General features: G+C 40.7%; 22 protein-coding genes and 1 pseudogene. 6 read left to right on the forward strand and 17 right to left on the reverse strand.

From position 1 onward, the window contains the following. Positions 1-168: 168 nt before the first annotated feature. Entirely contained in the window at positions 169-963 is a 795-nt protein-coding gene (gene trpA, locus H6G40_RS20020) for a tryptophan synthase subunit alpha (RefSeq protein ID WP_002732665.1), read from the reverse strand. A 264-nt stretch (positions 964-1,227) separates the two neighbouring features. Here trpA and H6G40_RS20025 point away from each other — a divergent pair, with 264 nt between their 5' ends. Beyond that, positions 1,228-2,145: a glycosyltransferase family 2 protein gene (locus H6G40_RS20025; protein ID WP_002732786.1), complete on the forward strand. Its 918-nt coding sequence runs from the start codon at positions 1,228-1,230 to the stop codon at positions 2,143-2,145. 332 nt (positions 2,146-2,477) lie between these two features. On the opposite strand, the gene H6G40_RS20030 is transcribed toward H6G40_RS20025, so the two are convergent. The 3 genes from H6G40_RS20030 to H6G40_RS20040 all read right to left on the reverse strand — a co-directional run bounded on the left by H6G40_RS20030 (position 2,478) and on the right by H6G40_RS20040 (position 4,405). After that, positions 2,478-2,810 (reverse strand): BON domain-containing protein, encoded by a 333-nt coding sequence (locus tag H6G40_RS20030; protein WP_002734904.1) that lies wholly within the window; start codon positions 2,808-2,810, stop codon positions 2,478-2,480. Positions 2,811-2,832: 22 nt separating this feature from the next. Then, on the reverse strand, positions 2,833-3,762 hold the full coding sequence (locus H6G40_RS20035) for a CoB--CoM heterodisulfide reductase iron-sulfur subunit B family protein (RefSeq protein ID WP_002776286.1): 930 nt from the start codon (positions 3,760-3,762) through the stop codon (positions 2,833-2,835). A gap of 292 nt (positions 3,763-4,054) precedes the next feature. Beyond that, positions 4,055-4,405, reverse strand: coding sequence for an STAS domain-containing protein (locus H6G40_RS20040; RefSeq protein ID WP_002731688.1), 351 nt, complete (start codon positions 4,403-4,405; stop codon positions 4,055-4,057). A gap of 359 nt (positions 4,406-4,764) precedes the next feature. On the opposite strand from H6G40_RS20040, the gene H6G40_RS20045 reads away from it, so the two are divergent. From H6G40_RS20045 to H6G40_RS20055, 3 genes are all read left to right on the forward strand, one after another. Further along, the gene (locus H6G40_RS20045) at positions 4,765-4,959 is read left to right on the forward strand and encodes a hypothetical protein (RefSeq protein ID WP_002734413.1); all 195 of its coding nucleotides are present in this window, start codon (positions 4,765-4,767) and stop codon (positions 4,957-4,959) included. 251 nt (positions 4,960-5,210) lie between these two features. Beyond that, complete coding sequence (locus H6G40_RS20050; RefSeq protein ID WP_002732938.1) at positions 5,211-5,555, forward strand: hypothetical protein; 345 nt, start codon at positions 5,211-5,213, stop codon at positions 5,553-5,555. Positions 5,556-5,633: 78 nt separating this feature from the next. Next, positions 5,634-6,848 carry a DUF790 family protein gene (locus tag H6G40_RS20055; RefSeq protein ID WP_002734987.1) on the forward strand — a complete coding sequence of 405 codons (1,215 nt, stop codon included), beginning with the start codon at positions 5,634-5,636 and terminating at the stop codon, positions 6,846-6,848. Between the two features lie 102 nt (positions 6,849-6,950). Here the strand turns inward: H6G40_RS20055 and H6G40_RS20060 are convergent, their stop codons facing one another. The 12 genes from H6G40_RS20060 to radA all read right to left on the reverse strand — a co-directional run bounded on the left by H6G40_RS20060 (position 6,951) and on the right by radA (position 17,183). Then, a complete protein-coding gene (locus H6G40_RS20060; RefSeq protein WP_002733604.1) occupies positions 6,951-7,412 on the reverse strand; it encodes an Hsp20/alpha crystallin family protein in 462 nt (153 codons plus the stop codon). A 316-nt stretch (positions 7,413-7,728) separates the two neighbouring features. Next, on the reverse strand, positions 7,729-9,108 hold the full coding sequence (locus H6G40_RS20065; RefSeq protein WP_002732808.1) for an AAA family ATPase: 1,380 nt from the start codon (positions 9,106-9,108) through the stop codon (positions 7,729-7,731). 2 nt (positions 9,109-9,110) lie between these two features. Then, entirely contained in the window at positions 9,111-9,932 is an 822-nt protein-coding gene (locus H6G40_RS20070; RefSeq protein ID WP_002742372.1) for an alpha-ketoglutarate-dependent dioxygenase AlkB, read from the reverse strand. Between the two features lie 39 nt (positions 9,933-9,971). Further along, positions 9,972-11,345: a 1-acyl-sn-glycerol-3-phosphate acyltransferase gene (locus H6G40_RS20075; RefSeq protein WP_069474911.1), complete on the reverse strand. Its 1,374-nt coding sequence runs from the start codon at positions 11,343-11,345 to the stop codon at positions 9,972-9,974. 295 nt (positions 11,346-11,640) lie between these two features. Next, positions 11,641-12,471: a Uma2 family endonuclease gene (locus H6G40_RS20080; protein ID WP_069474910.1), complete on the reverse strand. Its 831-nt coding sequence runs from the start codon at positions 12,469-12,471 to the stop codon at positions 11,641-11,643. A 185-nt stretch (positions 12,472-12,656) separates the two neighbouring features. Further along, positions 12,657-13,586, reverse strand: a complete 930-nt coding sequence (locus H6G40_RS20085) for a lysylphosphatidylglycerol synthase transmembrane domain-containing protein (RefSeq protein WP_024969564.1) — start codon at positions 13,584-13,586, stop codon at positions 12,657-12,659. After that, on the reverse strand, positions 13,579-14,037 hold the full coding sequence (locus tag H6G40_RS20090; RefSeq protein ID WP_190538188.1) for a DUF29 domain-containing protein: 459 nt from the start codon (positions 14,035-14,037) through the stop codon (positions 13,579-13,581). Before H6G40_RS20090 ends, H6G40_RS20085 begins: the two co-directional genes overlap by 8 nt. Before the next feature lie 11 nt (positions 14,038-14,048). Continuing rightward, a complete protein-coding gene (locus H6G40_RS20095; protein ID WP_190538189.1) occupies positions 14,049-14,504 on the reverse strand; it encodes a DUF29 domain-containing protein in 456 nt (151 codons plus the stop codon). An 11-nt stretch (positions 14,505-14,515) separates the two neighbouring features. Next, entirely contained in the window at positions 14,516-14,971 is a 456-nt protein-coding gene (locus H6G40_RS20100) for a DUF29 domain-containing protein (protein WP_069474907.1), read from the reverse strand. A gap of 11 nt (positions 14,972-14,982) precedes the next feature. Then, positions 14,983-15,438 (reverse strand): DUF29 domain-containing protein, encoded by a 456-nt coding sequence (locus H6G40_RS20105; protein ID WP_069474906.1) that lies wholly within the window; start codon positions 15,436-15,438, stop codon positions 14,983-14,985. Between the two features lie 71 nt (positions 15,439-15,509). Beyond that, on the reverse strand, positions 15,510-15,611 hold the full coding sequence (gene petL / locus H6G40_RS20110) for a cytochrome b6-f complex subunit PetL (RefSeq protein ID WP_002752397.1): 102 nt from the start codon (positions 15,609-15,611) through the stop codon (positions 15,510-15,512). Positions 15,612-15,656: 45 nt separating this feature from the next. Then, positions 15,657-17,183: a DNA repair protein RadA gene (gene radA / locus H6G40_RS20115; protein WP_002734819.1), complete on the reverse strand. Its 1,527-nt coding sequence runs from the start codon at positions 17,181-17,183 to the stop codon at positions 15,657-15,659. 233 nt (positions 17,184-17,416) lie between these two features. Here radA and rpaB point away from each other — a divergent pair, with 233 nt between their 5' ends. Both rpaB and H6G40_RS20125 read left to right on the forward strand, forming a co-directional pair. Continuing rightward, a complete protein-coding gene (rpaB, locus tag H6G40_RS20120) occupies positions 17,417-18,145 on the forward strand; it encodes a response regulator transcription factor RpaB (protein ID WP_002734727.1) in 729 nt (242 codons plus the stop codon). 9 nt (positions 18,146-18,154) lie between these two features. Next, positions 18,155-18,796: a cofactor assembly of complex C subunit B gene (locus tag H6G40_RS20125; RefSeq protein WP_002731649.1), complete on the forward strand. Its 642-nt coding sequence runs from the start codon at positions 18,155-18,157 to the stop codon at positions 18,794-18,796. Between the two features lie 60 nt (positions 18,797-18,856). Here H6G40_RS20125 and H6G40_RS20130 read toward each other — a convergent pair. Beyond that, positions 18,857-18,979: pseudogene (locus H6G40_RS20130) on the reverse strand (DUF4277 domain-containing protein); the annotation flags it as partial. Between the last annotated feature and the right edge of the window lie 453 nt (positions 18,980-19,432).

Genomic DNA, 19,432 nt, shown 5'->3' on the forward strand with positions numbered 1-19,432 from the left:
CGGCGATTTGGTCTGAGATTGAATTTGATTGCTGGTATCTACAATTACGAACTTCGTTACCGACAAAAGGATATATCTTGATTACTTTTGCAAGAGATCTATTGAACGAATTCAGAACGAGAAGACATGAAAGCTCGATCTAATCCGCATCCAGTAACCCCTCATCTCTCATCGAATCGCCTGTTTTAAACTACGGCAAAGTTCTTCGAGGGATTTTAAACCATCGCCGGGGGAATTATCGGCCAAACGTTTAACCATGGCACTGCCGACAATTACCGCATCAGCACCCCAGTTTTTCACCTGTAGCGCCTGTGTCGCGTCAGAAATGCCAAATCCTACCCCGACGGGTTTATCGGTGACAGAACGGATAGAATCGAGCAATTCCTCCACTCTGGTGGCCACTTGCTTCCGCATTCCCGTCACTCCCGTGACACTAACCAGATAAATAAAACCTTGGGATTGCCTGGCGATCGCTTGTATTCGTTCCGGGGGACTGGTAGGCGCTACCAATAAAATCACTTCAATTCCCTTAGCGGCAGCCGGTTGCAGCAGACTTTCCGCTTCCTCTAGGGGTAAATCGGGAACCACCAAACCACTCACCCCGGCTGCTTTAATTTGGTCTAAAAAGACATCTATCCCGCGATGATAGATGGGATTATAGTAAGTAAACAGAATAATCGGAGCTTTCACCTCTCCCTGGGCATTTTTGACGATTTCTAGCACATCTTCCAACTTGACACCCCGATTTAAAGCGCGGGTGGCTGCCGCTTGAATAACCGGACCATCCGCAAGAGGATCGGAATAGGGAACCCCCAACTCGATCAGATCAGCCCCTGCCCGGTCTAAAATGCGTAAAGCTTGGGCAGTAGTAGATAAATCGGGATCACCGGCAGTAATAAAGGGAATCAAGGCACAATTCCCCTGGGAACGGAGAGAACGAAAACACTCGGAAACAGCAGTCATCGAAAATTACTGGAGAGATAAAGCACTGTCTATTATCTCATGGCGGGGAATAGCTCATCGCCGGTCGCTGTCAGCTCAGGTAAAGAATTTTTCAAGTAATACTTAAAGAATATTGACAAAATGGCGATCAAGGGTAAAATAGGCTCAGTCTAGTAGTTTTGAGAAAGTTTCTGGCATAACATGGGTTTTTGTTCCGCTTTTTCTGGTACAAAATAGGACTACTGCCCGATCGGTTTGCGTATAATCAAACACCATATTATATCCATGTTTTCCATTTACATTCTCACCTATAACGAAGAAATTGATATTGCCGCCTGTGTAGAATCGGCACTTCTATCCGATGATGTGATTGTGGTTGACTCCTACAGTAGCGATCAAACAGTAGAGATTGCTTCTCGTTATCCAGTGCGCGTGATTCAGCATCAATTTGAAAGTCATGGTAAACAAAGAACTTGGATGTTAGAAAATATCGAGACTAAATACGATTGGGTTTATATTCTCGAAGCAGATGAAAGGATGACACCCCAACTGTATGCAGAATGTCTGAGTGCCACGCAACAGACAGAATTTACTGGTTTTTATGTGGCCGAAAGAGTTATGTTTATGGGAACTTGGATTCGTCGCAGCACCCAGTATCCCCGTTATCAAATGCGTCTATTTAGAAAAGATCAAGTCTGGTTTAGCGATTATGGTCACACGGAAAGGGAAGAATGTCGAGGAAAAACCTCTTTTTTAGAAGAAACCTATCCCCACTATACCTGTAGTAAGGGTTTAAGTCGTTGGATTGAAAAACACAATCGTTATTCTACCGATGAAGCAGCAGAAACCCTACATCAGTTGGCTAACGGGGGTGTTAGTTGGAAAAATTTATTTTTTGGTGAAACCGAAGTAGATAGACGGAGAGCTTTAAAAGATTTATCCCTACGATTGCCTTTTCGTCCCTTGCTTCGTTGGTTTTATATGTATTTTATCCTAGCGGGAATTCTCGATGGTAAAGCTGGTTTTGCTTGGTGTACTCTGCAAGCTTTTTATGAGTATTTGATCCTCTTAAAAGTGGCGGAAATGAAACAGGGTTTACCCACTCCCCCCGAACTGAGAAATCGTTTTCATACCCCGCAAAATAGTAACAATAGTAATTCCCATAGGCCCGGTTTTGTCTCCCTAAAAGGAAAAGCCGATTAACATTCAACCATGATTAGGGTCTGCTGAAAAAGTTTTTCCTAGGGGCAGGGTGTAGGGTGTAGGGTGTGGGGTATGGGGTTTTACCGATTTTGAGGGGGTCAATTACCTAATTTTCAGGGAAAAAGTACCTGAATTTCCCCCTGATCACTCCCATATCTGGTACTTTTGGATTTCAAAAAAGGCTAAAAGTCTTATCCAGCAAGGTTTTTAGATTTATTCAGCAGACCCTAATTAATCAGCCGGCAATGACCTAACAACAACTCAGGAACAAAAAACAATGCTAATCCACCTACTCAGTGGTTAATTTTCACGGGGAATACAGCCGTTCGACTTCACCCAATAGTTACTTGACTGGTATCGACGCTGGTTGCCCCATGGACTTTACTGGCAATTGCTACCATTTTATTTAAAGTCGCCTGATGGGAAACCCTGCCTTTTAGTACAACTTTACCACCAGTTTGAGCGACCCACAATTTGTCTTCATCAGCTAAATCCGGTGTCTCGTCAAAAGCTAAAACTACTCGTTTAGCTAGGCCGCTTTCGTCGTATTTTCCGTCTAATCCGACTCTTTCGGGGGGAATACCCGCAGCAGCGGCTTTACCTGTGATCGCACTAGCGGCATCTGCCGGTTTATCTAAGCCAAAAATTCTTTTTAACCAATCCATTGCTAACACTCCTGATTGAGTTCTAAAACCCCAATTTCTTTAAGAGGGATTTAGTGGAAACGATGTGTCGATCTAATCCTAAACGATCGGGACTGACTCCCACCGCTAAAGCGACTAATTGGGAAAAATGTAGTACAGGTAAACCTAAACTTCGACCGATCACTTTTGCCACTTCCGGTTGTCGGGAATCAAGATTAAGATGGCATAAAGGACAAGGGGTGACTAAACAATCGGCCCCCGCTGCCATGGCCTCTAAAATGTGTTTTCCTGCCATTTGGAACGATTGGGTGGTGGCATAACTGGACAGGGGCCAACCACAGCATTGAGTGCGTCCTTGATAATAAATCGGATTTGCTCCCACCGCTCGAAAGACATTTTCTAGGGATTCCGGCTGAAAAGGATTATCGTAGGGGAGAGTATCCTGGGCCCGCAGGAGATAACAACCATAAAAACCGGCACAATTTAAGCCTGATAAGGGACGAATCACCTTGGCCGCCAGATTATCTAAGCCATAATCGCCGACAATTGCCCAGAGTAGGTGTTTAACCGTCGTCGTACCTTGGTAGGGGGAACAATGTTCTTTCTGTAAATAATTATTAACTTCCTCAACATAATTGGGATTATTATGCTTTGCTTCCTTCAAGCGCTCATCCACATGACCGATCACCCCTTGACAGGTGCTACAGTGAGTCAACAGGGGTAAATTGAGGGCTTCTGCTAGGGCAATATTGCGCGCATTGACGGCATCTTCCAAGAGTTGCGAATCTTCCTTATAGGTTCCCGAACCACAACAGGCAGCTTTTTTGAGTTCGACTAAATTAATCCCCAAAGCTTCCGTCAGGGCTGCCGTGGATAGATATAGTTCCCGACAGGCACCTTGGGCGACACAACCGGGAAAATAAGCATACTGGAGATTGTTGACTGTCATGGATTCTAGGAAATTACTACTCATTACCTATCTACCATCTTGCCCCTCTTCCCCCCTGTCATCACTAAAGTCATGGAATTTCTTAACAGACAGTCTTTTGTGAGCTGCTCCGAACAAGTGTAGAGTAGTTTGTCCCTAGAGATAATATCCAAACAGGAGGAGAGCCATCTCAGCAGTATAATGGCTCTCCTTGAGAAAAATTGTTGTCATGAGGAGTGGGTTATATAAATGGGAATCTATCCGGTCAAGAGGTGATTTATCGGTAGAATTGAGAGTGCAGCCGAGAAATTACGGCGAGAAACCCTATTTTGTCGGCTTACGCCGCTTGGGGGAGGGTGATAACAGCATCAAAGTCAGCACGGCTAGGGAAAATCGAGAGAACCCTGTCCAGTTGGGTTAATTCAAAGATAATCTTGACTGAAGGTGGAATAGAACAGATATTGAGGGATTTTTCTTGACTTTGAGCCAGACGAAAGGCGGTAACTAAAGCCATTAATCCAGCGCTGTCGAGGAATTCCACCCTACTCATATCCACAAGAAAAGTGATAGAGCGACTCCGGTTAACCAGATTGGTCAGCTGCTCTTGAAATTCTAGGACGTTAGCGGCGGTAATATAGCCACTTGGCTCAAATAGAGCAATTTCTGGGACTTTTACGGGACTTTTCATGGCTGGGCTTTGAAATTCATAAATGAACCTTTTAACTAGAAATCAGATACCGCTATTATGTCCTAACTTTCTGATTTTGCAACCCCGGTCTTGATAAATTTCCTCTCTCTTGAAAAGATTAATCTTTTCTTAATCTTGACCCCTGTAGGGAGGAACTGGTTTTAGGTTAACCTCATAATCTGGGCAGTAAAGAGAAACAGTCATCAAGGCTTATTAGGGTGAACACTAGGGGAAAGTCGTTAGGTTTAAGCTCTAATCCCGAATAACTGATGATAACCCACTATCCTACCGGTATTTTTGTTAAAATAAAGTAAAGCAGGATACAGAAACTAGATTTGTTGAGCTAGAGTAAGGAAATTGTGGATACCCAGCCGACTATCCGCCAATTAGTGGAAAAAGCCCTATATTATCGTCAAATCACCCCAGAAATCGAGAACGGAATCAGTGAACTCCTCGGTCGTCTTGGCTACGTTTCTGATGTGGATTACGAGGCCCTCGAGTTACTCATGGATGAAATGGACGAAGGCCGGATTAATCTCGTTCCGCGTCGGTAACTTCAGTTATCAGTTATCAGTTATCAGTTATCAGTGGTGAGTTATCAGTTCACTGATGGCCTTTCGGTTCCTGCTTATGCAATGGACGGGGTTATAAGGGATGATTTAGCGATCACCCGATCGAACCGGACCTAGTAACGAAGAACCTGACTGATTACTGTTGGCTGAACCATCCCCCAAAACCTAATTTCCCCAAATTTCCCCAAATTAATATAATTAGCTGCAGGCTTTCTCTTAACCTGATTTCTTCGATGATTCCTTTAACTCTTAATCTCTTGCAAGGTTCCGTTACTTTTCGTTTCAGTCCCAGTGCTGCTCTGGATTTGCAAAGGGAAATTAACATTTTACTCGATCGACTGAAAGCGATCGCCAGTAATGCCGCTAGTGGGGGTAAACCCCAACCCCAAAAACCGCTGGAATATCAGCACACTGGTGATGTGTTTCTGGAAGTGTTTTGTAATCCCAATATTTATCCGAATCCTTTTTCGGCTAAAGTTTTGTTAACGGTCCGTGATGATCGCCTGCGCTTAACCACAGAAGCAGAATTAACCCGTGTGATCGAGGATTTAGAGCGTTATATCGACCAAAATAGTTAGAATCGGGGGATTTTTGGGGTTTCGACCTTTCCTTGTCGTCCCACCTCTCCCCATCTGACTATTCTTCTCTAGCTTGCCATGTTACCGACCGATTTATTGATTTCCCGTCAAAATGGCGAGACAATTATTCCCAAACGCTTACCGATCGCTGCCGATTATCTGGCGATCGCTAAAGAACAAATCACCTGTTTTCAGGAAAGTATCGGTCAAACTAAGGGAGAATTAAGCCAAAAACTCCTAATCTTGGAGGGAGACAGTCCCGATTATAAAATTAAACGGGGATTTGCTCACCTATTAACCAATCATTTTGCCACCTTTGAGATTATTAGTCCCTTAGAACCCCAGGAATTAAGAAAAAGAGTTTTTGAACAAGCGGCCAACTTTGTTCCTATTCCCCAAAATCGATCGCTAATTCTGGAGAAAATTGCCCAGCAACTCAGCCAAGAATTAAATCAAGAAATTTTTCCAGTAGCTCTAGAAAAAGGACTCTATGCTGATTTAGCGGAGAATAAAATTCTCACTCAATTTGATGCTCCCACCCCCGAAAACTTAATTCATCGTTTTAACCTCTCGCAAATTCAAGGTATTTTTTATCGGGCCAGTTATTTAATTATCAACGTCCATCGCAATGATCCGGGGGAATATAAATATCTCTTTCGCTATCTAAAACTATTTCGTTTAATGACTTATATCGAAGGGGATGCCGACACGGGATTTACTATTACTATCGATGGTCCCACCAGTTTATTTAAAGCTAATAGTCGTTATGGCATTGAAATCGCTAAATTAATTCCTGCCTTACTCCATGTTACTCACTGGAATTTGAAGGCACAATTACAGTATAAAGATTCCTATACAGGAACTATTAAAAAACAACAGTTCAATTTAGAGGATAACTGTGGTCTGGTGTCCCACTATTCCCCGGGTAAACCCTACGATAGTATGTTAGAGGAATCTTTTGCTAAACGTTGGTTACAGTTAAAAACTGAATGGCAGTTAGAAAGGGAAGTAGATTTAGTGCCTTTACCCGGAGGAGTGATGATTCCCGATTTCCGTTTAGTGCATCCCGATGGTCGCGTTTTTCTCCTCGAAATTGTTGGTTATTGGCGACCAGAATACCTACAAAAGAAATTTTTACAGGTTAAATCGGCCCAAGCAAATAATCTAATTTTAGCCGTATCGGAACGGTTAAATCTAGAAAAAGCCGGAGTTAAATTTCAAAATCTACCCGCTCAGGTTATCTGGTTTAAAGATAAATTATCACCCCAAGCAGTGTTAGAAGTTTTAAGTTAAAGGGTTAAGAAGCTAAAAGCGGAAGTATGATTTAATACTCCCGCTTCGGTTTAATCAGACTAGGTCAACTTTTTCGCTTAAGACCGGACAATGAGTGCTACATCATTGAGCAATGGCAGGACTGATGGACACTTTCACCACTTTATTTTTTTCTTCTTCCGCTTTCGGGAGGGTGAGATTGAGAATACCATCTTTGTATTCAGCAGCCACGTTAGTGTTATCAACCTGAACCGGTAGAGGAATAACCCGATGGAATTTACCATAACGGAATTCAGTGCGGGTAAATCCTTCTTCTTCGGTTTTAATTTCCGATTTTCTTTCACCATTAATGGTCAGACTATCGGCTGTTACTTCCACGTTGAGGTCTTTGGCTTCCATACCGGGTATTTCCAGTTTAAGCTGAACTGCCTCTGGCGTTTCGGTCATTTCCGCCGCCGGGATGAAGGATAACCCCACTTTTTCGCCATTGCCTACATCAGTCGGCACGATACGGTCCAACAAGCGATTCATTTCTTTCTGTAGGCTTTCTACTTCTCTGAAAGGTTCCCAGCGTATAAGTGCCATATAAGTCACCTCCGAAGTTTTCTTAACGCTAGAGATGTTGGTTTATCTCTACACTTTTAGGATAGATAAAAGATTGTCTGACCGGGGTAGGGTTTTCGGTATTGAGTTTTTCCAGATTCCCGTACTATCTCCTATACTAGGGTCTGCTGAAAAAGTTTTTCCTGGTGTGGGGTGTGGGGTGTGGGGTGTTTTCTCAGTGAACTGAGAACTGATAACTGATGACTGATAACTGATAACTGATAACTGATAACTGATAACTGATAACTGACTCCAACAACAAACTTTTTCAGCAAACCCTAATTGTTGTCTATTATTTTCATCGAAATAGAGCAATAACTCCTAAAATAACCCCTAGCAAGCCAATTAAGATGGCGAATATAACGGCTTTGCGATTTCTCTCTAGTTGGCGTGTTAAGTTTTTTCGTTCTTCCTGAAAACGATTCAGTCTGCGCTCAATTTCCTCTAACTTAATTTTTTGTTTCGAGTTCTTAGTCTCAAGATTTTGCAGATGAGATTTAAAAGTTTCTAAATCAGCTTGTATTGTATCTTTTTGCTTTTGCAAGGTTGTCTGAAATTCCTCTAATTTTTGATCATAGGATTCTACAATCTCAGAAATTTTTAAATAATTACTTTCAACAGCTAATAACTGTTCTAGCTTAACATCAAAACTATTAAACTTAGTTTGTAGTCGGTTAACTTGTTCTAATAAATCGATATATTTATTATCAATACTTTGTTCAAATAGCTTGCTTTCTTTCCTGAAAATTTTGTAAACGCTAAGATAATTATAATTAATTATTTTTCTGGGAATTAAGTTGTTCGCACCCGTTAATAAATATTTCGTTACATTATCAGAAATGGCGATTGATGATTTGAAAGTTTCTTCCATACTCTTATTGATCAAAAATGCTTGTTCATTGTAATCATCAAAGTTCGTTTTATTTAAATCATTAATTATACTAATAATACTATCTATAATTCTGTTAACTTGAGTGTATAATCTCAAATCGTTTATAAACATAAAGCTATGGCTAGGCATATTTTCTGATAAGAATTTCATGTTTTCAAGTATTGTTTTTAAATCTTTATCATTTTTTCCAAATTCATTTAAACAGTTTTGAAACATGAAAATACTGCTGTCTTTTATATTACTAACTATTGAAAAAAAAGAATCAATTTGATTTATATCTAAATGATGACTGAGGAGAGCAAAATGATAGTCTTTAAAGCAATTGTTGATTATATTTTTAGTGATGTCTTGACTGATTCGCCAAGTATCAGAATATAGGTCGTAGGAATAGATAACTATCGATTTTACTTCTGGGTAAAATTGTCGTAAAAAACTTAATAAACCAAGAGCTTCAGGTGCAGCACCCGCGCAAAATAAACAAACTTTGAGATGTTTTTTATCAAAAACTAGCTGCATCAAGCTGGGGTCTTTTTCTTGCAAGCTTTCCAAAACTCTATAAGTCATTTCTACATAATGAGGATAGTAAGCCAGTAAGTAAGCAGCCTGAGTGTTATAATTAGAATAATCTACACTTACATGATTAGTATGAAAACTACTTCTTAGTCGTTTAACATCAGGTTGCAAAGATTGTAAGTAAGATTTAATACTAAGACTTTTTCCCTGTAATCTATTCAGATCAATTAAATTTTCGATAATTAAGTGGTATAAATTGTTAAGTTCGTTCATGGTTAGATAATATTCCTAAAAGTAAGATTAATTCTCGCAGAAATATTGTGATTAGTTTTGGGTAATTGATGTAACCAGTGGTGTTGAGTTGCTCCGCGCATGATTAGCAAACTACCTGATGTTAGCTCAAGATTGATAATATCTTCCTCCTGTTTATGTTTAAGTGAAAATTTTCTTGTGCTGCCAAAACTAACCGATGCAATAACTGGATTTTTGCCTAATTCTGGTTCATCATCACTATGCCAAGCGACGCTATCTCGACCATCTCGATAAAAATTCAGAAGCACGCTATTAAATTTCGTACCTGCTAGAGTTTCCGCTCTCTCTTTAATATATAATAAGGTATCTGTCCAAGCAAGAGGATTCATATTAATTCCTGAATAAGTATAGGATTTATCTGAATCGCCATACCAAGCAGTTAATCGAGGTAGAGGTAAGGTTTGCCCCATCATTTTTATATAATCCTGTCGCCAAGCTATCTCATTTTGCAAAATATTTAGCAAATATTCACTTTGTTTATCATTGAATATTTCTTGGTAAAAAATAACTTCACCGTCTCGATTAATTAATGTTTCTCCAATGGTTGATTCTAGAGGATTAATTTTGATAAATTCTCTAATTCCTTGCTGACGATAACGCCTAAACCATTTGTATAATGTGCTATAGCTATAATCTGAAAATTGAGCAAACTGTCTAATATTATCAGACTGAGATGTTTTAAAATCAATCAATGCTTGTATCGGCTGAGTTTTTTCTGCCTCTAGCAGATAGACTTTTAAAAGAGAGATAGATTCTTTGATATGCAAAGTTTTATATTTACTCATAGATAGGATAAAAAATTAAAACATTTTGATATTAATTATCTACTGATGAATAATTAAACTTTCTAAACTGGTTTGTAAATCTTGGGTTAATTGTGCTACGGCCGAGCGTCGCTCGCTTTTATAATCGGCATAGCGCTCGGATACGGAAATAGGCTCACCGATAGTTATTATCGCTTTTTGTTGACCAATTTGGGGACGGAAAAAGGGATTACCTCCCTTAATTCTTGTCACTAAATCCCAGAGTAATAAAATTGTCTCAGCAAATCTTTCTACGGTGGGTTTTTCTTTGACATAATAACCAGTTACTGAGACGAAACTTTCGACAATTCTCATGTGCCACATTTTTAAATTAGCTTCATCGGCCAGGCGATCAGCTAATCCTAATTCAAGGGGAGAAATAGAATGAGTGGGTTTTAATTCTTCCCGATAAATGCGTTCCCATCCTGCTTGTTCTAAACGACGACAGCGATCAATTACATTACCATTAGGAGAAAGATTAAAATACTTTTCTACAGTTTGTAAGGCCACATCTAATAAATTGGCTAAACGTTTGGCTAGGGTTTCATTTGGATCATCACCATTGGCAGGCACTACAGGCAAAGATTGATAGTAGAAATCTCGATAAAAATCCTCCATTAAGGATAATAATCTTTCTCCTAAACGAAAAAGACGCTCGTATAAAACCTTTTCTTCTAGGGATAAATTTGGGATTGTTTCTAAACCGCTATCGGTTTCTAAATTAGTTAAAATTCGCTCGATTTCTTGCCACACTGGAGTCAGATAAAAATACTGAATACCAATAGGTAAAATAATTACTTCTTGCTGTTGTTTAGCTTTTCTGACATCATCCACCCCCCAAAAAGCCAATTGAGAAATACCCGGTTCAATCGCACTCACAAGCTCATTATGTCCGTTAGTTGCCCCTTCCGGAGCAGCGGCTAAAGGATAATCTCCTTCTAATAATAAACGACGAGCCGAACGCAATCCGATTAAATCGGCTTTTCCCCGTTGAATTGGTGTGCCACCTAACTTAGAATATAACCATCCTACCCTTTCTCCCGCCCATAAAGGAATCCCTCGATCGTACATAAAATAAGCGTGAATTGGATTGTTTAATTTTATTCCTAACTCTTGGGCTTTTTTGGGTACTAATTTCCACAAAAGATAGGCCATACAGTAGGGATCGTTAATACTGGGATGACGAAAGGCAAGCAGTAAACGTACTTTTTTCTCTTGACTTTTTTGATAAAATGTGATTAAAGTTTCTAGATTAGCGGCCGAAATTTCCCTTAAGTTGGTTTGAGTTTGTAACCAGAGAGGTAAAAAGATTTGACATCCCTTTAAAAGCAAGGGATTAAGGTCAGGGGGTATAAATTCTAGAGGAGGTTGTGCGCCCAAAGATAGATTAGACATATAAGTAGTCGTGCCAAATAAATTTCCTAGTTGAGACAGTTATCAGTTATCAGTTATCAGTTATCAAATTTGAGTTTTCAGTTCACTGTTTACTGTTTAAGAAAGAATCCAAGAAAACTCTGATCAATAATTACTCACTGGTCAAAAGCTAATCACAGCAGCAAACAGATGTCGAGCTAGATTTCAAATAGACTGGGATTACAGGCTCCCTCAACCGTGAAAGGAGAAATTAACCGACTTTGAGCGAGGAGGAACAGGAGCAGTTTACCTCCTCACCTAAACAAATACAGCTATACTATAGCTCTATCCCCATTTCCTGCAAACGAGCTGCCAGCCGTTGAGAACGCTGTCTTTCCGCTTCCAGAGCTTGCTGAGTAGCATTTAATTGCTCCTGTGCTGCAGCCGCCTGCTCCTGTGCTGCAGCCGCCTGCTCCTGTGCTGCAGCCGCTTGCTCCTGGGCTGCTTCTTCTGGCAAGGGGATTAAATTGCCTTCCGAGTCATAAAATCTTGCCCAGATTGCCGTTTCTCGGTCAATAGTGCCTTCCCAAGTTCCCAACCAATAGCCTAAAGTTTCGCACCATAACCAGCCGCGCTCGTTTCGTTCTAAAGAATGGTAGCGTTGGTCGGCCCCTAAATGCCATCCTTGTAAAGAATTGGCATCAAAAGGATCGTAGATGAAATAATCTGGCGTGCGGAAGGTTCCCTCATAAATTGCCTTTTTTCGCACTTTATCAGTCTTAGCGGTACTAGGAGAGGTTAATTCCACGATAACGTCGGGATAACGTCCCTCTTCTTCCCAAATTACCCAACCCTGTCGCTCTCTCGTACCATCGACATTGAGGACGGCGAAGAAATCTGGCCCGCGAAAATCGCGATTTTTCGCCTGTTCGCGGCTGAAATAAATAAACATATTGCCACCAGTGTAGAAGTCGTCTCGTTCGCCGTAACCCTGCTGTAGGGAGCGAATCAAGACATTCATGGCAATGCGGTGTCGGTTGCTTTCCAAAGGTTCACCATCATCAAAAATTAAGTCTGTGGGGGGTGGGGGGGGTTCCCAGAAGTCCTCGAAATCTTCTTCTATCAGTGCCGGAGAGGTGGCAGTTTCGTCGCTTTTGGCAATCGTCATTTTTTCGGCCTCTCTAGGTGGGAGTATCCATGTTTTTGCTGATTATTGATCCTATGTTACATCAGAATTTAGGAGTGAGGAGATAGATGTTAGGAGTTGAGAAAATTATCTTCGCTTAACAATGATCAAAACTTTTCTTCCGGGTGCATTATACTGGGCTAACACACCCGAATAATATCCTTAAGCTAACCAAAAAACTTGGCTTTATCTTTAACTAATTTTGTCCCGATTCCGGCGGCAATGACTTCGGAGAGAATGCTAATTAAACGATAGATAGCAACGGTGACAAGTACGTTAGCGGCGGGAAATTTTTCTGTGTCAAAAAGTGCAATCGCTGTAGCTTCAAACACTCCTAATCCCCCCGGCGCTCCGGGGACAACTAAACCCAATAACCAAGCAAAACTAAAGGTTCCTAAGAGGGGTAAAATCTGAGCGGGGGTAATCATTTTTAAGACCATCCAAGCTAAAATAAAACCCGCACCGCGCCATAATAAAAATCCAGTTTCACCCAAGAGAGGGACGAGAGGATATTTAGTTAGATAAACAGGTTCTTGAGCAATCTTTTTCTTTTGGCTAAGGATTTTGAGAGGATAATTTAAAAATTTGGGATGAATGCTGATTAAAATTAATCCTAAAACTAATATCTGTATCCCTAGACTTGAGCTAGATTTCATCCAACCTAAACCACTACCAATAACTGCTATGGCTAAGGCTGCACACACCAGCAATAAAAGTTCTAATAAAACGCTTAAACTGGCGATTCCCCAATCACTTCCTGCTTTATTAATTGCCACGATGCGAGCATAAAAGTGACCGATATTACCAGGTAGATATTTTCCTAAATTGGTAATCATATAGATGCCAATTCCTGTGGAGGTTTTAATCGGTTGTTGATAGCTTTTGAGTATCCATGTCCACACCCATCCTGCCCAAATTTGAGCGATAACAGTGGTTACAAGTGCCAAGAAAAGAAATAACCAGCCATGATTTTCAATTCTAACTGAGGTGACGTTATCCCAGTTATTTTTAAGGTTACTGAGAACAAAAAATAAGGTTCCCCCAATAATCAGCCAACGTAGAAACTTTTTCAGCATTTCATTTTTTCCTTTATTCATTTTCTGGGGGGAACCAATCGAGATCAAGAAGATTTTCTAAACTGTAGGGACATTCCCCAGGAAAACTAACTTGATTATCGGTTTTTTCTCTAACATAATTTAAAGCTTTCTGGTAAATACGAGGTAATTCTTGAGTGAGATAATTGCGGATATTAGTAGTTAAATAAGTGTCGATCTGGTTTTTGAAATTGACGATTTCTGAACGCCAATGAGAACGATTATATTCTCTTTCCCTTATCCAAAATTGTAGCAGTAAAAAATGTCTAATAATTTGCTCTAATAAACTAGCAACACGAAACTTTTTTTCGTTTCCCAAATCTTCTAACTCCTCGATTAGGTTTTCTACATCTAAAGCTTCAAAATTTTTAGCCTTGAGCAGCTCTATAGTTTCTTCTAACCAGAGAGAATCATCAACTTCGTAGAGAGTTTTTAAGTCGGGAATAACAGTCATTATCATTTCCTTTATTCGTAAGGTGGTAGCCAATTGGGATCGAGAAGTTCTTCTAAACTGTAGGGACAAGTATCGGGAAAAATAACTTGATTTTTTGTCTTTTTTCTCACATAACGGGTTGCCTTCTGATAAATATTATCAAATTCTTGTTCTAAATATTTCCGTAAACTTGCCGTTAGGTAGGTATTTAATTGATCTTGAAAATTTACCAGTTCTGATTCCCAATGACTTTGATTATATTCTCTTTCCCTTGTCCAAAATTGCAGTAACAAAGCATGACGAATAATTTGCTGTAAAAAACTAGCAACACGAAACTTTTTTTCGTTTCCCAAATCTTCTAACTCCTCGATTAAATTATCTAAATCTAAAGCGTCAAATCTTCTCACTTTTAAGAGTTCGATAGTTTCTTCTAACCAGAGAGAATCATCAACTTCGTAGAGAGTTTTTAAGTCGGGAATAACAGTCATTATCATTTCCTTTATTCGTAAGGTGGTAGCCAATTGGGATTGAGAAGTTCTTCTAAACTGTAGGGACAAGTATCAGGAAAGTTGACTTGATTTTTAGTCTTTTTTCTGACAAAGAAAACTGCATCTTCATAAATGTTAGTTAATTCATTTTGTAAATAATTACGGAGATTGGTGGTTAAGCCTCTTTTTAGCTGAATTTGAAAGTTGACTATTTCTAACTCCCAGTGATCCTGATTATATGCTCTTTTCTCTGTCCAAAACTGTAGGAGTAAAAAATGTCTGATAATTTGCTCTAATAAACTGGCAACACGAAACTTTTTTTCGTTTCCCAAGTCTTCTAACTCCTCGATTAAATTCTCTAAATCTAAAGCTTCATATCTTTTATTCTTCAAGAGTTCTATGGTTTCTTCTAACCAAAGAGAATCATCAATCTCATAGAGAGTTTTTAAGTCGGGGATAACAGTCATTATCATCTCCTTTATTCGTAAGGTGGTAGCCAATTAGGATCGAGAAGTTCTTCTAAACTGTAGGGACAAGTATCAGGAAAGTTGACTTTATTATCGGTTTTTTGACGAACGTATCGCACGGACTCAAAGTAAATTTGCTCAAATTCCTGTTCTAGATATTTACGAAGATTTGTGGTTAAATAACGTTTTAGTTGATCTTTAAAACTCACTATCTCTGCTTTCCAATGAGCCTGATTATATTCTCTTTCGCTTATCCAAAACTGTAATAATAAACAATGTCTGATAATTTGCTGTAAAAAACTAGCAACACGAAACCTTTTTTCGTTCCCCAAGTCTTCTAACTCCTCGATTAAATTGTCTAAATCTAAAGCGTCAAATTTTTTCGCTTTCAAGAGTTCGATAGTTTCTTCTAACCAGAGAGAATCATCAATTTCGTAGAGAGTTTTTAAGTCTAGAATAACAGTCATTTTTTATTTCCCCTAGAATTGGCAATAGTGACCAGTTAAACCGATCACTAAAGCTTTTTCCTGTTTATATACTAGATAATTTTAGCGGAGCGCAGACCGAAAAAGAGACCGAGGGCAATTCCGGTAAAAACGATCAGATAACCCGCTAAAGCGGCAACAGCTAACACAGACATGGTGAAAATCTCCCAAGTAATTTAATCTTTTTTAGCATTGTACCGTTATTCTTGCCCTTCCCCTTCCTCCTCTTCTATATCTTCCCCAAAGCGCTGCTGGGGGGGAATTGCGGCGACAATTGCCTCAATTACCTTGCCGACTGGAACAATTTCTAAGCCCACATCTTCGGGATAAACTTGACCTCTGGGGACAATTGCCCGTTTAAAGCCCAATTTAGCCGCTTCTTTTAATCTTAGTTCCATTTGCGACACTAGGCGCACTTGTCCGCCTAATCCCACTTCCCCGATTAAGACTGTGCGCGGATCCACGACTCGATCGCGAAAACTGGCGACAACAGCGATCGCAACTCCCAGATCCGCCGCCGGTTCTTCCACTCCCAACCCTCCTGCGGAGGCAACATAGGCATCTAATTTCGATAAAGGAATACCGACGCGCTTTTCTAAAACGGCGAGAATTTGCTGTAATCGGTTGTATTCTATGCCAGTAGTCGATCTTCGGGGGGAAGCATAGCTGGTAGGGCTAACTAATGCCTGTAACTCCACCACAATCGGGCGTGTACCTTCACAGGCTACCACCGTCGCCGTACCAGGGGAAAATTCGTCGCGATTGCCTAAAAACAATTCTGAGGGGTTTTCCACTTCCACCAAACCGTGATCCACCATCTCGAAAATACCGATCTCATGGGTGGCCCCAAAACGGTTTTTCACGGATCTTAAGAGACGATGGGAGGCATAGCGATCGCCTTCAAAATATAACACCGTATCGACCAAATGTTCCAAAACTCGCGGACCAGCGATCGCCCCTTCTTTAGTCACATGACCGACAATTAATAAAGTAATATTCTCCCGTTTTGCCACCTGCATCAAGGCGGAGGTACATTCGCGAACTTGGGCGACGGATCCCGGTGCGGAAGTTAACGCCCCAAAATAAAGAGTTTGAATACTGTCAATTACCGCCACCTGTGGGCGTAGAGATTCTAATTCCCGCAAAATTTCCTCTAAATCTGTTTCTGGCAGAACGTAGAGATGATTATCGAGTTCTGCGGTTGATTCAGAGGCTTTTTTCTCCTTGCCATTGCCGTTATTTTCCGACTCCACGGCAACCACTCCCACCCCCAAACGGGCAGCCCGCAGTTTAATCTGTTGTCCCGATTCTTCGGCGGAAACGTAGAGGATGCGCGGTAATCTTTGGGCGAGTTGGTTGGTAACTTGCAGTAAAAGCGTCGATTTGCCGATACCCGGATCGCCGCCGATTAGTACAAGAGAACCGGGGACAATGCCACCGCCGAGAACGCGATCGAATTCCCCGTAACCAGAGGGAAAACGTTCCTGTTCATACTGGGTAATTTCCGAGAAGCGCACCGAGATGCGCGGTTGCGGGTTGCGTTGCCCTTTGCCGTTATTTGGGCGACTATTTTGCCATCCTGGGCGATTTCCCGCCGGATTATTGCCACCAGCCATCACTTGTTCTTCTAGCGTCCCGTAGGTGTCACAACTGGGGCATTTTCCCAACCATTGGGGAGATTCCGCCCCACAAGCGCTACAGATATATATTGTTCGCGATTTCGCCATGTTTTTTAAGAAAAGTTGAAGAAAAGCGGTTTGAGGATCAATTCTCTTGTCAAATTTAGTTAAGTATGATAAAGGGGAAGGAAGACCATAAAGTTATTGATAATTGCCATAAAAGAAATAAAATAGGAAATTTAGGCTTAATGATAACGGCAAAGGGATATTCTATAAACAGGAACGCTCGTTATTTAACTTTAAAATTCATCACACTATTTAACTAAGGAGTGTTAATTCAGTTGGAGAACCAGAAGGAAAAAATTCTCGTTGTTGATGATGAAGCCAGCATCCGTCGTATCTTAGAGACTCGTTTGTCGATGATTGGTTATGAAGTCGTCACCGCCGCCGACGGAGAGGAAGCTTTAGAAACCTTCCGCACCGCCGAACCCGATTTAGTGGTTTTGGATGTGATGATGCCGAAATTAGACGGTTACGGTGTCTGTCAGGAACTCCGCAAAGAATCGGATATTCCTATCATTATGTTAACCGCTTTGGGCGATGTGGCCGATCGAATTACTGGGCTAGAATTGGGCGCGGATGACTATGTAGTTAAACCTTTTTCTCCCAAAGAACTCGAGGCGCGGATTCGTTCGGTGTTGCGTCGGGTAGAGAAAAATGGCGCTCCGGGGATTCCTAGTTCCGGTGTGATTCATATCGGTTCCATTAAAATCGATACCAATAAACGCCAAGTTTATAAGGGGGATGAACGCATCCGTCTGACCGGTATGGAATTTAGTTTACTGGAATTATTGGTTAGTCGATCGGGAGAAGCTTTTTCCCGCTCGGAAATCCTTCAGGAAGTTTGGGGTTATACCCCCGAACGTCATGTGGATACGCGGGTAGTGGATGTGCATATTTCCCGTTTACGAGCCAAATTAGAAGATGATCCCAGCAATCCTGAGTTAATTCTCACCGCTAGAGGTACAGGCTATCTTTTCCAGCGGATTTTAGAACTAGACGAGGAATAGTTCTCAGCTATGGCACCAGCTGATCCCAATCGTATTTTAAGACTGTTACCCCTGTTCGCCGGCATCGTCGGGGGTACGGTATTAATGTTTAATCGTTTTGCCACTGCCGATTTAACCCCATCGCAAGCGCGTTCCGATGTGATGGGAGTGATTTTGAGTGGGGTTTTAATTTTGGTGGGTTTAATCTGGCAAAGAGTTCAACCCCGCTTACCGGATGCGGTGGAATTAATCGGGCGCGAAGGTCTGGAATTTGCCCCAGATTTGCCAGAATCAGTTAAAATTGAGCTTGCTTGGGCTTCCCATTTACTTTTAACCAACACCGTGACAAAATCTCTGATCGTTTATTATCAGGGAAAAGTTTTATTACGTCGCGGTATCTTAAGCCAGAATTCTGAAGTTAAAGTTAGTAATATTATCAAAAGAGTTTTAGAAACCGGTAAAGCCGTCTATTTAGTTAATTTAAATTTATATCCCGCCAAAATCGAATTTGACTATTTGCCGGAAAACACCCAAGGCTTAATCTGTCAACCCATCGGTAAGGAAGGGGTGTTAATTTTGGCGGCAAATGCGCCGCGCAGTTATACTAAACAAGATGAAATTTGGATCGAGGGAATTGCTGATAAATTAGCCAACACTTTCAGTCAGTTTTAGACGATTTCAGTAAGATTTAAGAATTTGGTTAAGATGAGAGTAGGCAATTAGCGCTCAAAATGTTATTTTCTCTCGCTGATCTATTCCTAATTTTAAGTTAATTATCTCTTCGATTCCTATTTCATCAATTATTCCCGCTACTATTCCTAAGTGATCTAGATTTTTTACTTCTATCTTTGACATTTTTCTTGACTTGAATATTTTTTGAGAACCTTTTTAGTTTCTCACTTTTTGGCTCTCTTGGGTTTGGTGGGTAAAATGTATTCTAAGATACATTCCTGCTGGCGAGGGAGTGGAAGGAACCACTCCAGACACAGAGGATGCAAAGATTGATCGCTTCTATATTAAGTTAAACTGATCAAACAAAGAATAAGAGAGCCACTTTTTCTTCCCTAAGATTATAAGTATAAATACTTAACTGGTTTTTCATTTTATATGCTACCAGTTATACTACAAGTTGAAGTGCAGAATGTGGGTTGTATTGTAAAGTTTCAATATAAATATGGTCATATATAGTCATTCATGGTAATATGTGCAGACAAAACTATCGGACTAGGCAAAAAAAACAGGAATAAGTTATCGAACGGCTTGGAGGTGGTGGAAACAAGGGAATTTAACAGGCTATCAATTGCCTTC

Origin of the sequence: Microcystis viridis FACHB-1342 (assembly GCF_014698335.1) — a bacterium.
In the GTDB taxonomy this organism is placed as follows: domain Bacteria; phylum Cyanobacteriota; class Cyanobacteriia; order Cyanobacteriales; family Microcystaceae; genus Microcystis; species Microcystis ichthyoblabe_A.